This window comes from Streptomyces sp. NPDC048297 (genome assembly GCF_043201585.1).
GTDB lineage: Bacteria > Actinomycetota > Actinomycetes > Streptomycetales > Streptomycetaceae > Streptomyces.
This window is the reverse complement of sequence record NZ_JBICZA010000013.1, coordinates 18,042-31,454: the sequence shown is the minus strand read 5'-3', so window position 1 is coordinate 31,454 and position 13,413 is coordinate 18,042. Positions and strand designations below refer to the sequence as shown.

At 71.8% G+C, this 13,413-nt stretch carries 12 protein-coding genes and 1 pseudogene; 4 read left to right on the top strand and 9 right to left on the bottom strand.

The annotated features are described in order from the left end of the window. Nucleotides 1-7 precede the first annotated feature (7 nt). The 4 genes from ACGFYV_RS16475 to ACGFYV_RS16460 all read right to left on the bottom strand — a co-directional run bounded on the left by ACGFYV_RS16475 (nt 8) and on the right by ACGFYV_RS16460 (nt 4,707). Nucleotides 8-1,132: a TIGR03364 family FAD-dependent oxidoreductase gene (locus tag ACGFYV_RS16475; protein WP_393879065.1), complete on the bottom strand. Its 1,125-nt coding sequence runs from the start codon at nt 1,130-1,132 to the stop codon at nt 8-10. Nucleotides 1,133-1,354: 222 nt separating this feature from the next. Further along, nucleotides 1,355-2,110 carry a GntR family transcriptional regulator gene (locus tag ACGFYV_RS16470; protein WP_393879064.1) on the bottom strand — a complete coding sequence of 252 codons (756 nt, stop codon included), beginning with the start codon at nt 2,108-2,110 and terminating at the stop codon, nt 1,355-1,357. A 222-nt stretch (nt 2,111-2,332) separates the two neighbouring features. Next, on the bottom strand, nt 2,333-3,364 hold the full coding sequence (locus ACGFYV_RS16465; protein ID WP_393879063.1) for a hypothetical protein: 1,032 nt from the start codon (nt 3,362-3,364) through the stop codon (nt 2,333-2,335). Nucleotides 3,365-3,555: 191 nt separating this feature from the next. After that, nucleotides 3,556-4,707: an ROK family protein gene (locus ACGFYV_RS16460; protein WP_393879222.1), complete on the bottom strand. Its 1,152-nt coding sequence runs from the start codon at nt 4,705-4,707 to the stop codon at nt 3,556-3,558. Between the two features lie 89 nt (nt 4,708-4,796). Here ACGFYV_RS16460 and ACGFYV_RS16455 point away from each other — a divergent pair, with 89 nt between their 5' ends. From ACGFYV_RS16455 to ACGFYV_RS16445, 3 genes are all read left to right on the top strand, one after another. Then, complete coding sequence (locus tag ACGFYV_RS16455) at nt 4,797-5,864, top strand: Gfo/Idh/MocA family oxidoreductase (protein WP_393879062.1); 1,068 nt, start codon at nt 4,797-4,799, stop codon at nt 5,862-5,864. Further along, nucleotides 5,864-6,364, top strand: a complete 501-nt coding sequence (locus ACGFYV_RS16450; RefSeq protein WP_393879061.1) for a heme-degrading domain-containing protein — start codon at nt 5,864-5,866, stop codon at nt 6,362-6,364. Before ACGFYV_RS16455 ends, ACGFYV_RS16450 begins: the two co-directional genes overlap by 1 nt. A 225-nt stretch (nt 6,365-6,589) precedes the next feature. After that, entirely contained in the window at nt 6,590-7,468 is an 879-nt protein-coding gene (locus ACGFYV_RS16445) for an LLM class F420-dependent oxidoreductase (protein WP_393879060.1), read from the top strand. 119 nt (nt 7,469-7,587) lie between these two features. Here ACGFYV_RS16445 and ACGFYV_RS16440 read toward each other — a convergent pair whose 3' ends face one another. The 4 genes and pseudogenes from ACGFYV_RS16440 to ACGFYV_RS16425 form a co-directional block, all read right to left on the bottom strand. Further along, nucleotides 7,588-8,445 (bottom strand): fumarylacetoacetate hydrolase family protein, encoded by an 858-nt coding sequence (locus ACGFYV_RS16440; RefSeq protein WP_393879059.1) that lies wholly within the window; start codon nt 8,443-8,445, stop codon nt 7,588-7,590. A 153-nt stretch (nt 8,446-8,598) separates the two neighbouring features. Continuing rightward, the gene (locus ACGFYV_RS16435) at nt 8,599-9,363 is read right to left on the bottom strand and encodes a YidC/Oxa1 family membrane protein insertase (protein WP_393879058.1); all 765 of its coding nucleotides are present in this window, start codon (nt 9,361-9,363) and stop codon (nt 8,599-8,601) included. A 147-nt stretch (nt 9,364-9,510) separates the two neighbouring features. Beyond that, nucleotides 9,511-9,834, bottom strand: a complete 324-nt coding sequence (locus ACGFYV_RS16430; protein ID WP_393879057.1) for a DUF6412 domain-containing protein — start codon at nt 9,832-9,834, stop codon at nt 9,511-9,513. 189 nt (nt 9,835-10,023) lie between these two features. Then, a pseudogene (locus ACGFYV_RS16425) lies at nt 10,024-10,859 on the bottom strand (class E sortase). A gap of 222 nt (nt 10,860-11,081) precedes the next feature. Between ACGFYV_RS16425 and ACGFYV_RS16420 the strand changes: the two are divergent. Next, nucleotides 11,082-12,134 (top strand): hypothetical protein, encoded by a 1,053-nt coding sequence (locus tag ACGFYV_RS16420; protein ID WP_393879056.1) that lies wholly within the window; start codon nt 11,082-11,084, stop codon nt 12,132-12,134. 152 nt (nt 12,135-12,286) lie between these two features. Here ACGFYV_RS16420 and ACGFYV_RS16415 read toward each other — a convergent pair whose 3' ends face one another. Next, complete coding sequence (locus ACGFYV_RS16415) at nt 12,287-13,300, bottom strand: MrcB family domain-containing protein (RefSeq protein ID WP_393879055.1); 1,014 nt, start codon at nt 13,298-13,300, stop codon at nt 12,287-12,289. Between the last annotated feature and the right edge of the window lie 113 nt (nt 13,301-13,413).

Sequence of the window (13,413 nt, the reverse complement as noted above, 5' to 3'; positions counted from 1 at the left end):
AACTCTCTCACCAGCCCAGTTCGTTCGCGGTGGTTTCGGCTATCGCGGGCGAGCAGGTCATGCCGCGCCCGCCGGGCCCGGTGACCAGCCATACGCCGTCGCCGACCTGCTGGCGGTGCACGACCCGGCTCTTGTCGGAGCACTGCGCGTACACACCGGCCCAGCGGCGGCGGATCTTCGGCAGCGGGCGGCCCAGGAGGGACTCGACGACCTCGGTGAGGTGCTCGTAGGGGTCCTCAAGGGTGTCGAAGGCGAAGGGGTGCTCGTACTCGTGGGTGTCGCCGATGGTCAGTCCGCCGTCGGCGCGCTGCACCATGAGCAGCTGCATCTTGTGGTCGGCGGCGGTCTGCGCCTGCGGCTGGCCGGCGTTGAGCGCGTCCAGCTCGGCGGAGGCGTAGGCCGGGTAGTACCGGAAGCTGTCGGCGTCCGCGACCGAGGTGGTGAGCGGCTCGCCCAACGGGTCGGTCTGCATCATCTGCAGGCGGACGCGGCGCACGGGCAGGTCGGGCCCGGCCAGCTCGCGGACGAGTCCGCCGAGCCAGGCGCCGGTGCACAGCACGACGGCGTCGGCGTGGTGCACGTCGCCGTGGTCGTCGCGCACGCTCGCGGTACCGACCACCTCGCGCACCTCACGGCCCGGCAGGAAGGTGTAGTTCGGGGACTTCAGCAGCTCGGCGCGCAGGGCGCGCTGGGCGGTGCGCGGCTCCACGGCGGCGTCGCGCTCGCAGTAGAGGGCGGCGGTGAACTCGCCGCGCAGGGCGGGGTTGATCGCCCGCGCCTCGCTGGGGGTCAGCAGCTTGTAGCCGCGGGAGGCGGCGTCGGGGCGGGCCACGGCGGCCTCGGCGACGGCCAGCTCCAGGTCACCGCGGACCGGGGTCAGGGAGCCGTTGGCCCGGAACCCGAGCGCGGGCACCCGCGCGCCGATCCCCTCCCACAGCTCCCGCGCTCGCAGCGCGGTGTCCAGCTCTTCCCCGCCCGCACGTCCGCTGACCCAGATCTGGCCGAAGTTGCGCAGCGATGCGCCACGAGCCTCCGCCTCGCGCTCGATCTGTACGACCTGGTGGCCACGTTCCACTGCATGCCAGGCGTGCATCGTGCCGACGACGCCTGCTCCAACGATTGTCACTCTCACGGCTCAAACACTCCTCGGGGCCGGGTAACCGGAAGGGTCCGGATAGCAACGAGAGGGTGAACGACCCGTCACGTTTGGGCTAGACCCGTTATCTTTTCGTGACACTCCGGAGGGGGTTAATGGGTCGATAAAGACCGTTATGAACCCCGGGTGTGCCGTCTGAGCTGGGCGTTGTGTCCCCCGGCCCTCAGCCTCCGGCCCTCAGCCCGCGACCCTCGGCCCTCAGCCCTGGAGGTGCGTGGTGAACGAGAACCGGTCACCCCGGTACAGGGAGCGCACCCGCTCCAGCGGCCGGCCCTCCGTGTCCCGGGAGATGCGGTGGATCAGCAGCATCGGCAGGGCGGGCGGGGTGCCGATGAGCAGGGCCTCGCGCGGGGTGGCCAGCACGGTCTCGATGCGCTCGTCGGCGTCACCGAAGGCGATGCCCTGGGCCTGCAGATAGGCGTAGAAGGAGGAGTCGGGGTCGAAGTCCCGCTCCAGGCCCGGCACCCGCTCGACGGCGACGTACGTGGTCTCCAGGCCGACCCGCTCGTCGTCGGCGAGCAGCACGCGCTCCAGGTGCCAGACGGGTTCGCCCCGGGTGAGGCCGGTCTCGGCGGCGAGGGGCGCGGGGCACGGGAAGCTGTCGAGGGTGACGAGGTTACGACCGGGCGTACGGCCCTGCCTGCGCACCCCCTCTGTGTAGCTCGCGAGCGACAGCGGCTGGGCCAGCTTGGGCCCGGCGACGACGGTGCCCCGGCCCTTCCGCTGCAGGCGCCCCTCCAGCACCAGTTCCCGCACGGCCTGCCGCACGGTCTCACGGGCCACGTCGTACCGCTCGGCGAGGTCCCGCTCGGTCGGGATGAGGCCGCCCTCCCCCAACTCCTCCAGCTGCGCGGCGAGTCGCGCCTTCACCGCGTAGTACTTCGGGATGCGCCCGTGCTCGGGAATGCCGGAGCGGATGGGGGCGCCGGGGGCCTGGTCGTTCGGGTAGTCCACGCAAGTGATCGTCGCAGATGAGGGGAGGCTGGGGCGGAGTTGGGACGGACGGGGTGCGGAGCGGGCGGCGTGGGTGGGGGGCGCGGTGGGGGGCGTGGTGGGGGCGGAGTGCGGGTCAATGGGCTGGTCAGAGCGCTGGACAGTGATGCCTGCGGGCCAGCGATGTTTGCAGGTCAACGATGTCTGCGGTCAGCGATGTTTGCAGGTCAGCGATATCTGCGGTCAGCGATATCTGCGGGTCAGGAGGAGGGCGGTGCCGCCGACGGCGAGGAGGACGGCGGCGGTCATGAGGAGACCGCGTGCGAGTTCGGCTCCGGTACGGGCGAGTTCGCGGGCGCGCTCGCCGGCTTCCTGGGCGTCGCCGGCGAGAGGGAGGGTGGAGGTGGGGTTCGAGGGGGAGTCGGGGGCGGGGGCGGAGCTGGTCCTGCCGGACGGGTCACTGGAGGAGGTGCCGGAGGGGGTGTCAGAGGGGGTGCCGGAGGGGGTGTGGGTCGAACCGGTCGCCGTACCGTCCGCCTTCCGCGTGCCGTCCGAGGCCTGTGCGCCGCCGGCGATCTGCGTGCCGTCCGAGGCCTGTGCGCTGTCCGAGGTCTCGGACCCGTTCGGTTCCTCCGTCGTCCCGGTGTCCCCGCTCCCCTGTACGTCCTGGTCGTCGCCGACGCCGAACCGGTAGTCGTTGGACTCGCCGATCCAGTCGCCGTCCTGGCCGCGGCGCTGGATGACGGCGGCGTTGGCGGTGATGCGGTCGGAGGCGGTGTCGGAGGTGAGGGAGAACCTCACCTTGACGGTGACGGTCTTGCCGGGCGCCACGGTGAACCCCGCGAACCCGGCCGCGTCCAGCACGCCGACCAGCTCCTGCTCGTCGGTGCTCTCGAAGTGGACGGGCTTGGCGTGCGAGCCGTCGTAGAAGTCCAGCCTGGGCTGCGAGGGTTTCAGGGTGCGTTTGTCGTCGACGAGGACGACGACCGGGTGGACGTCGGTGCAGGTCTGCCGGGTGGTGTTCGTGAGGTCGATGTACCAGGTGCCGCGGTCCTCGCCGGGCTCGTAGGAGGCGAGGCCGCCGCGGATGGTGGTGGTCAGGGGGAAGGCGCGGTCGCCGGATGCGGCGCAGGAGGAGGTGGCCGCGTGGGCGAGGGCCGGGGAGAGGGGGGTGAGGGCGGCGGCTGCGGCGAGGCAGAGGGTGAGGGGGAACAGGGGCGGGGGCGGGGGTGGAGGTGGGGGTGGGGGCGAAGGTGAGGGCGGGGGCAATCGCATAAACACATAACCCTGGCGGGTGGGGTGGTTGGCGGCGGGTGCCACTCCGTAGGCGGGTCCAAGTCCGCTCGATCAGCGGAAAATCTTCTCGGGGGGTGCAGGGGGTTGTGGGGGGTGCAGGGGGTTGTGGGGGGCGCGGGGGGTACGGGAGGGGTTGCGGGGGCTTGGCGGTTCTGACGGTCGACGGGGGGTCAGTCGGTCGAGTGGCCGAACAGGGGGGCCAGGAGGAGTTGGGCGGCGCCCTCGGCGACTCCCCGGTCGCCGCCCGGTGCCAGGCGTACGGGGACCGCCGCGCCGAGTGTCCCCTCCCGGTGGGCCCGGGACGCGAGGATCTCGGAGACTCCGTGGACGTAGGTGTCCGGAGCCGAGGCGATCGTACGGCCGCCGAGCAGGACGAGGTCGATGTCCAGCAGGCCCACCAGGTTCCCGGCGCCTTCGCCCAGCACCCGCGCCGCCTCCTCGGCCCGCCCCCGCGCGACGGCGGCGAGGCACAGCACCTCCATGCACCCCCGGTTCCCGCACCCGCACAGCGGCCCGTCCAGCTGGATCACCTGGTGGCCGAACTCCCCGGCCCGGGTCCGCGCTCCCCTGTGCACGCGGCCGTCGATCACCAGGCCCGCCCCCAGCCCCGTACCGAGGTGGAGGTAGGCGAAGGACCCGCCCTCGCCGCGTACCGACAGCCCGAGCGCCGCCGCGTTCGTGTCCTTGTCCACCACGACCGGCACCCCGAGCCGCCCGGCGAGCGCGTCCCGCAGCCCGAACCCCTCCCACTCCGGGAACCCGGTGACCCGGTGCAGCACCCCTCGGGTGTGATCGAGCGGGCCGGGCAACGCCACGCCCACCCCGAGCAGGGACCCCACACCGGCGAGCCCCCGCTCGCCCCCGCCCCCCAGGACCTCCCCGACCAGCCCGCTCACCTCCCCGGCGACGGAGCGCAGCACGGCCTGTGCGCCACCCCGCAGGCCGACCGCCCCGCGCCGCTCCCCCACCACCGTGCCGTCGAGATCGGCCAGGACCACCCTCAACTCGTCCCGGTCCAGGTGCACCCCCACCGCGTGCCCGGCCTCCGGCACCAGGCGCAGCACGGTGCGCGGCTTGCCTCCGGTGGAGGCTCGGCGGCCGGCCTGTGCCGCGAAACCCTCCTCCCGCAGCCGCGCGGTGATCTTGCTGACGGCCTGCGGGGTCAGCCCCGTCCGTTCGGCCAGTTCCAGCCGGCTGATCCCCTCCGCGCCGGCGCCGCGCAGCAGATCGAGCACGAGCGCGGTGTTGTGCGACCGCACCGCGAGCAGGTTCGCCCCCACCGGGCCGCTCCGCCCCGCCTGCGCTCCCACCCGCTTCCCCACCTGTCCGCTCCCGCTCGTCGTCGTCCCGCTCACACTCCCATTCTCCCCGCTGCTTGCACTTTGGCAACAGCGTTGCGAAAGTAGGACGCATGACTGGTACCCCCCTCCGCGTCGGCCTGATCGGCTACGGCCTCGCAGGCTCCGTCTTCCACGCCCCGCTGATCGCCGCCACCGAGGGCCTCACCCTGGACACGGTCGTCACCTCGTATCCCGCGCGGCAGGCGCAGGCCCACGACGAGTTCCCGGACGTCCGCCTCACGGGCACCCCCGACGAGCTGTTCGACCGCGCCGACGAGCTGGACCTGATCGTCATCGCGTCCCCGAACAAGACACACGTGCCGCTCGCCACCGCCGCGCTCGACGCGGGTCTGCCGGTCGTGGTCGACAAGCCGGTCGCCGGCACCGCCGCCGAGGCACGCGAGCTGGCCGCCCTCGCCGAGGAGCGGGGCCTGCTGCTGTCGGTCTTCCAGAACCGCCGCTGGGACAACGACTTCCTGACTCTGCGCAGCCTGCTGGAGAAGGGCGAACTGGGCGACGTACGGCGCTTCGAGTCCCGCTTCGAGCGCTGGCGCCCCCAGCCGAAGGGCGGCTGGCGCGAGTCCGGGGACCCGGCAGAGATCGGAGGTCTGCTGTACGACCTCGGCAGCCATGTCGTCGACCAGACCCTGGTCCTGTTCGGCCCGGTCACCGAGGTGTACGCCGAGACGGACATCCGCCGCCCCGGCGCGCAGACGGACGACGACACCTTCCTCGCCCTCACCCACGCCGGCGGCGTCCGCTCCCACCTCTACGTCTCCGCCACGACCGCCCAGCTCGGCCCGCGCTTCCGGGTGCTCGGCTCGCAGGCGGGCTATGTGAAGTACGGCCTCGACCCGCAGGAGGCGGCCCTGCGGGAAGGCCTGCGGCCCGGCCCCAAGTGGGGCGCCGAACCCGAGGCCCTCTGGGGTCGTATCGGATCCGGGGAGTCCCCGCTGACCGGCGGCGGCCGTCCCGTGCCGACCCTCCCCGGCGACTACCCCGCCTACTACGCGGCCGTGGCCGCGGCCCTGACCGGCGACGGCCCCAACCCGGTGACCGCCCTGGAGGCGGCCGCCGCACTCGACGTACTGGAAGCGGCCCGGCGTTCCGCACGCGACAAGGTGACGGTGACCCTCTGATGCGCGAGCCCCGGATCACCCCGAAGTCCGCCCCCGAGATCACCCCGAGCGTGGAGGAACTGGAGGAGCAGGAACGCCGTCTGGTCTTCCAGCGGTTCACGTACGACGACGCCTGGGCGCTCGGCTCCCTGCTGGTCGAGATGGCCCGGAAGCGCCAGGCCCCGGTCGCCATCGACATCCACCGCGCCGGCCAGCAGCTCTTCCACGCGGCCCTGCCCGGCTCCACCCCGGACAACGACGCCTGGATCGCCCGCAAACGCCGGGTGGTGGAGCGCTACGGCGCCGCCTCCTACCTGGTCGGCACCCGCTTCCGCGCCAAGGGCACCACGTTCGAGGAGTCCTCGCGCCTGGACCCGGCCGTGTACGCGGCACACGGCGGTTCGTTCCCGGTCCACGTCGAGAACGTGGGCATCATCGGCAGCGTGACCGTCTCCGGCCTGCCCCAGCTGCAGGACCACCGCTTGGTGGTGGAGGCGCTGGAACGGTTCCTGGCGAGCTGACCAGGCACGGGACCTGACCGGGCACGGGACCTGACCGGGCACGGGAGCCGACCGGGGACGGGGGCGGCCAAAGACGGAAGCCGACCGGGGACGGGAGCCGACCGGGAATCAACCCGGGGCACCCTCCGGTTGGCACCGGTGTCACGTCCGTCACATCCGCCGCATCTATCTCATCTGTCTCATCTGTCACGGCATCGCACCCGCCGACCCGAGGAGGCCCAGCCCATGAGCGACACCCCGAACCCTCTCAAGGAGTCCGTCGGGCGGTACGGCATCTGGAGCCACGGTCTGCGCGCCGAGGACCCGTCCCTGCGCGGCGAGATCGGCGAGGCCGCGGCCGAGCTGGAGGAGCTCGGCTACGGCGCCGCCTGGCTGGGCGGCAGCAGCGCCGCACGACACGCCGTCCCGCTGCTGGAGACGACGTCGGCGCTCACCGTCGGCACCAGCATCCAGAGCATCTGGCAGTACGGCGCCGCCGAGAGTGCCGCCGCCTTCGCCGAGGTCGACACGGCCCACCCCGGCCGCTTCGTGCTGGGTCTCGGCATCAGCCACGCCAAGCTCGCCGACCAGTACCGCCGCCCGTACTCGGCCCTCGTCGCCTACCTCGACGCCCTGGACGAGGCGGGGGTGCCCGCGCACCGCCGTGTGCTGGCCGCGCTCGGCCCGAAGACCCTGGACCTCGCCGGCACCCGCGCGGCCGGCGCCATCCCGTACCTGGTCACCCCCGAGCACACGGCCCAGGCCCGCGAGATCCTCGGCGCCGGCGCGCTGCTGGCCCCGGAGTTCAAGGTCGTCCTGGAGACCGACCCGAACCGCGCCCGCACCGCCGCCCGCGACACCCTCGCCATGTACCTCGCCCTCCCCAACTACACCAACACCTGGCTCCGTCTGGGCTTCACCGAGGACGACTTCAAGGACGGCGGCAGCGACCGCCTGATCGACACCTTCTTCGCCTGGGGTGACGACTCCACCATCCGCGCCCGCGTCGACGCCTTCCACGCCGCGGGCGCCGACCACGTGGCCCTCCAGCTCATCACCCCCGGCTCCCGCGAGGGCCTGCCACGCGAGGGCTGGCGCAGGCTGGCCTCCCTCCTGGCGGCGTAACCGCCCCTGAGGGGCGCGGGGAACCGCGCGGCGGACCCGCGCGATCAACCACACCGAACCCGCAGCCGCAGCCGAGGCCGAGGCCGAGGCCGCAGCGTAAACCCGCAGCCCCCCACCCCTCAGGCGGACTTGAACTCCTGCCTCTGCCGACCCAGCCCCTCGACCTCCAGCTCGACCACATCCCCGGCCCGCAGATACGGCTTCGGCTCCGCCTGCCCCATCGCCACCCCCGCGGGCGTCCCCGTGTTGATGACGTCCCCGGGGTACAGCGTCATGAACTGACTGACGTACCGCACGACTTCCGCCACGGGAAAGATCTGCTCGGCCGTGCTCCCGTCCTGCTTCAGCTCACCGTTGACCCACAGCTTCAGCGACAGGTTCTGCGGGTCGGCCACCTCGTCGGCCGTCACGAGCCAGGGCCCCAGCGGGTTGAACGTCTCGCAGTTCTTCCCCTTGTCCCACGTCCCGCTCCGCTCGATCTGGAACTCCCGCTCGGACACGTCGTGCGCGACGGCGTACCCGGCGACGTGCGCGAGCGCCTCCTCCCGGGATTCCAGGTAGCGGGCCGTGCACCCGATGACGACGGCCAGCTCCACCTCCCAGTCGGTCTTGACGGACGCGCGCGGCACGAGCACGGTGTCGTGCGGCCCGACGACCGTGTCCGGGGCCTTGAGGAAGACGACCGGCTCGGCGGGCGGCTCGGCCCCGGTCTCGCGAGCGTGGTCGTGGTAGTTGAGCCCGATGCACACGATCTTGCCGATCCGGCCGAGCGGTGGTCCGATCCTGAGCCCGTCCGCGTCCAGCGCGGGCAGCTCGCCGGACTCGGCCGCCGCCCGTACCCGGCCGAGCGCGGCGGCGTCGGCGAGCAGCGCCCCGTCGATGTCATCCACGACGCCCGACAGGTCGCGCAGGGTCCCCTCGGCGTCGAGCAGCGCGGGGCGCTCCGCTCCGGCCGTACCGACTCGCAGCAGCTTCATGGTCACCATCTCCCTCGATCGCGGGGCGCCCGGCCGATGGGTGCAGCCATCAGAGGACTGGTCGATCCTCCAAGTCCGCCTTCCACTCCGCAAGACCCTGTTCACGTACTGGACCGTAGCGGGCCGTAGCTCCGTGCCGCGGCGGACCTTCGGTCAGCGGTAGAGCACGGCCCGTTCCACCGCGCTCCACGCCGTGCTGGTGACGACGTACAGGGCCGCCGCGAGCGGCACCACCGCGACGGTGACGAGCGTGAAGAAGGACATGAACGGCATGACCTTGTTGACCGCGCCGAGCCCCGGCACCCGCTCCCCGTCCCGCGTGCCGACTCCCGTGCCGACTCCCGCGCCGGCTCCCGTGCCGGAGACGGCGCCGAGGGCGGCCGGATTCGCCGCCATCAGCCGCTTGGTGCGCCGGAAGTTGAAGGTGGCGACCGCCGCGACGAGGGCGAAGAGCGCGACGTAGACGAGCCCGGCGGCGCCGAAGACGCCGTCGCCGGCGAGGGCGTCGCTCCAGCGGCCACCGAGAGGTGCCGCGAACAGCGAGTGTGTGAGCAGTTCGTTGGCCTCACCGCCGATCGAGGTGTTGGAGAAGAGGTGGTAGAGGAGGAAGAAGGCGGGCATCTGGAGCAGGCTGGGCAGGCAGCCGGAGAGGGGCGAGACCTTCTCCTCGGCGTGCAGTTCCATCACCGCCTTCTGCAGCCGCTCGGGATTCTTGGCGTGCTTCTTGCGCAGTTCGGCGATCTTCGGCTGGAGCTGGGTCCGGGCGCGCTGGCCGCGGGCGGCGGCCCGGGACAGGGGATGCACGAGCAGTCGTACGAGCGCGGTGAACAGGATGATCGCGGCAGCCGCCGCTGACGCGTGGAAGAGCGGAGTGAGCAGGTCGGCGAGCTGCTCGACGAGGTGGGCGAAGACGGACAAGGGTGGACCCTCCGTGGCGGGGTGTGTGTCGTCGTACGTGCCGGACCGGAAACGGCGTGGCGGCATGGCGGCACGACGACCCGCGCGGGGGTCAGGTCAAGGGTGAAGCGTGAAGGGTGAGCGTGAAGAAGGCCGGTGGCCGTCGCCCTACGCGCGGGTCGTCGCGAGGGCGTGTCCGGGTGCCCGGGGTCTGCGGCGTCCCGGGGCGTCGGGGTCACGCTGGGGTAGGAAGGCCGTACGACGGGCCCGGTCGCGTATCGCCGTACGGACGCGGGTGGGCGGGACGGCGGGGGCGCTGCGGGCGGCGAGGAGGGAGCAGGCGGTGAGCGCGGATCCGGCGGCGGCGGTCGCGGCGAGCGCGACGGTGGTGGAGAGGCTGCCGGTGTCGAGGAGCGCGGCCTGGAGCAGCAGCAGGTTCACCAGGACGAGCAGCAGGGCGATGGGACGCACCGCGCCGGCACGACTGCGCATGCCCACCATGGCTCCCCCTCTCCCCGCTGACCTGCGTTTCCGCTCTCTACTCTCTACCTCTGGACGGCCCGGATCGGGATCGAGTCCCGTGCCCGGCACCATGACAACGACCACGACAGGCACGAAGGTTCCCCACGCGGAGGATTCGTCAGGAAGGTGTTCAGGAGGGTGTGCGGACCGGCCCTACCCTCACCCCCGGGGCCGCATCGACACGAGCTTCCCCCACACCACCATCCGGTACCGCGAGGTGAACTCCGGCGTGCAGGTGGTCAGGGTGATGTAGTAGCCCGGCTCGTCGTACCCGTACCCGGCCTGACGATCGAGTGCGGCACGGGCCGTACGACCCCGGAGTCCCGGGCGGAGGTCTGCGGCAGGATCCGGTCCACCGCGTACACGTACACCGCCCCCTGCGTCTCGACCTGGATGACGTCCTTGAGGCGGAGTCTGGGCAGGTACCGGAAGGGCTCGCCGCGGGTGTTCCGGTGCCCGGCGAGCGCGAAGTTCCCGGCCTGGCCGGGCTGTTGGGTGCCGGGATAGTGCCCGACGTACCCCTTGTCGAGCACGTTCGCCTTGCTCACGCCCTCGGCGACGGGGACGCGCAGGTTCAGCCGGGGGACGGTGAGGACGGCGTACGCCTGGGAGTCACGGGGCCGGTCGGAGACGAGGGTGGCGGAGCCGTACGACGACCGCTGCCGCCGCACCGCCCGCTCGTGACCACCGGACCCGCCGGACCCGTCGGACCCATCGGACCCGTCGGACCCTCCGGACGCGGACGGAGCGGAATCGGCTGACGCACCCCCGGGCGTGGCCGCGGGGGCCGCCCCGAATCCGCCGCCCCACTCCCTCTCCATGGCCTCCACCTTCCGCGCGGCCCCCTGCCGCGCCTCCCGGTTCGTCCACCACACCTGATGCACGACGAGCAGCATGACCACCACCCCGAGGGTGACCAGCGCCTCACCCGCGCCCCACAGGCCCCGCCGCCACCTCGCCCGCCTGCGCCGATCACGGTGCCGCACGACCCGCATCCGTACACCCGCCTCTCCGGAAGCCGCCCGCACGATAAGCGCGCGGGCCTCAACTGGCCATACACAGAGGGCTTGTCACCGCTGTCCGCCGCGAACCTCGCGCGGCTCCGACACTCCACCCACGCGGCGCCGACACCCCACCCGCACGGTGACCGACCCCACGGTCACCGATGACCTGCACGTACTCCTCCTCCGTCACCCGTCGGCAGTACCGTGTCCCCCATGCGCCCCGACACTCCTGCCGAGAACGTCGACCACACCGCCGAAGCAGCACGCCTGGAGCGGACCGCCGGCCTGTACCCCGAGGACGCCGAGGCCCTCCTCCTGCGCGCCGCGGCCCACCTGGAACTCTCCGGCGACCGCCCCGCCGCGACCTCCCTCTACGACCGCCTGCTGTCCGACGCCGCCTCGCTGGACGCCCCCCACCTCGTCCGCGCCCTGAAGGCCTCGAACCTGTGGGAGTACGACCACGAGGCGGAGGCCAGGGCGATCATCGACGGCATCCGCACCTCGGCCCCGCGCGACCCGGCCCCCTGGGTGATCGTCGCGGAGTCCCTGGAGGCCCACGACGAGCTGGAGGCGGCGGCGGAGACCTTCACCGAGGCCGCGGCCCTGCTGCTCACCGACGCCGGCGACCCCCCGCACGCCACCCACCCCGTCCTCTTCGGCCGCCACCGGGTCCGCCGCATGCTGGGCCTCGCCCACGACGACTGGGACACTCTGGCCGACTCCCTGCACACGTCCCCGGTCACGCTGGACGAACTCCACGACCCCAAACGCGTGTGGTCCCTGGGCTCGGACAACCCCGCCGAACTCCAGGCGGAGATCTCCCGCCTCCGCGCCGAACTGGGCGCCTACCGCGAGGCCCTCTCCCGCCCCTTCCCGGTCGCCGTCCTCCACTGGCCGGCCCCCGAACTGGCCGAACTCCTCACGGCGCACCCGGACCTGGCCACGGAGTACCCCTCCCACGAGGACCATCTCTCGACCATAGAGTCCTCCCTCCGCGAACTCTCCACCTCCGGCACCCCGAACCTCGGCATCGTCACAGCCACAGTCCCCTCCTACGAGGCCTTCGCGGCGTCGGAGGGTTCGTCGCCGGGCGACCTCACCCTGCTCCCCCAGTACGCGACGACCCTGGCGGCCCGGGGACGGGCGGTGGCTTGGCCACCGCAGAGGGGGGCGGGGTGCTGGTGCGGGTCGGGGAACTCGTATGCCGGCTGCCACGGCGCCACTCACATCCCCACACAGGTCATCGAGACCGACCCACGAGCGTGAGGCGCGCAGCGGGACTGCGCTACCGCGTTGAGTAGGCGTGGCTTGCGCATCACTGCGGCGATCAAGCAGTCGAAGGCCGGACGGGAATGGGGAGCGGGTAGATCCACTCTGGGGCTGGAGCGGGTCCCGCACCCCAAGGGGCGACGCACGAGCTAGTTCGGTCCGGCATCGTGGATGAGATTCCAGGCGGCAGCCATGGGTGAGCCGGCCCAGGTTCCCTCCGGAGTGCGCCAGATCGAGGCAATACCCTGGTCCTCAAGATATTCGGCGTACTGCCCAACGCCTTCGGTGAACAGCGCAATGAGATGGGGCTTCGGTTCACCGCGTTTCTCGTGCCAGTAGTAGCTGTACTCCAGCAACTGGGCCACTGCTTCGCGGACGGCCTTGGTGGCGTTCCCCTTCATCACTGCCTTGCCTTCGACCAGCCAGGTGCGCGGTTCGTCGGCTATGCGTCGGCGCAACACGAGGTCTCTGGGATACATGCCTTGCGTGATCGGCGTGTATCCACGAGTGACGGCGTGGTGTCCGAAGTCACCGATGAGTTCCTCGTGCGGACGCTCCCTGCGGCGCCAACCACCCTTGATGTGGACGTAATAGTCGCTGCTGTCGTTCGGGTGGAAGCCGTCCAGGGGGTCATCAGCCGGCGCATGTCCCTCGTTCACGTACACGAAGGGCTCATCGGGCGACGGCGTCTGCAGCCAGATGCGCTGGCTGGCGGCGGCATCGCGCAGAAGCAGAGATGCGGTACGAAGGTCCTTGGCCAGGGTCTCCTCCGGGGGCAGGACGGCAATGTCGTAGCGTCGAGCAGCCACGCTCCCTGCCTCGTATGAGCGAGGCCGTTCCTGCCGCGCCCCGAAAATGGGGGAGTACGCCCACTGCACGGCCAACTCCGGCTGAATTCCGGCTCGGAGACGCAGCGCTCGACGCTTCAGCTCACGCCGCAACTCGGCCTGCGTGAGCTTCTCGGACAGCTTTGTCACGCCCTGCTGCACGGTGAGTGTCACGGCAGTGAGATCCGCGTCAAAGATGTAGGCGAGATACAGCCCTTCCTGGGGCTCCTTGTTGATCTCCGGGTCGAACACTCCGATCCACGGAGTGCTGGCTGCAGTGGTTTGTCCGCCGTGCCCTGAGGCGACGAAGCCGTCCGGCAGCGGAAGGTCGGTCATGCCCTTCACCTCCCTGAGGAGGTCCTGAGCCGGAACACCCTTGGACGTACCGCCTTTGGCGCTGTAGGTCTTCGCTATGCGTATGAGCAGGTCGCGTAGAGGCACACCCAAAA

Excerpts from the sequence above, each read along its gene's own strand:
- ACGFYV_RS16450 (WP_393879061.1), top strand. The coding sequence starts at position 5,864 with ATGCGCGAGCCCCGGATCACCCCGAAGTCCGCCCCCGAGATCACCCCG.
- ACGFYV_RS16445 (WP_393879060.1), top strand. The coding sequence starts at position 6,590 with ATGAGCGACACCCCGAACCCTCTCAAGGAGTCCGTCGGGCGGTACGGC.
- ACGFYV_RS16455 (WP_393879062.1), top strand. The coding sequence starts at position 4,797 with ATGACTGGTACCCCCCTCCGCGTCGGCCTGATCGGCTACGGCCTCGCA.
- ACGFYV_RS16415 (WP_393879055.1), bottom strand. The coding sequence starts at position 13,300 with ATGACCGACCTTCCGCTGCCGGACGGCTTCGTCGCCTCAGGGCACGGC.
- ACGFYV_RS16465 (WP_393879063.1), bottom strand. The coding sequence starts at position 3,364 with ATGCGATTGCCCCCGCCCTCACCTTCGCCCCCACCCCCACCTCCACCC.
- ACGFYV_RS16420 (WP_393879056.1), top strand. The coding sequence starts at position 11,082 with ATGCGCCCCGACACTCCTGCCGAGAACGTCGACCACACCGCCGAAGCA.
- ACGFYV_RS16440 (WP_393879059.1), bottom strand. The coding sequence starts at position 8,445 with ATGAAGCTGCTGCGAGTCGGTACGGCCGGAGCGGAGCGCCCCGCGCTG.
- ACGFYV_RS16430 (WP_393879057.1), bottom strand. The coding sequence starts at position 9,834 with ATGCGCAGTCGTGCCGGCGCGGTGCGTCCCATCGCCCTGCTGCTCGTC.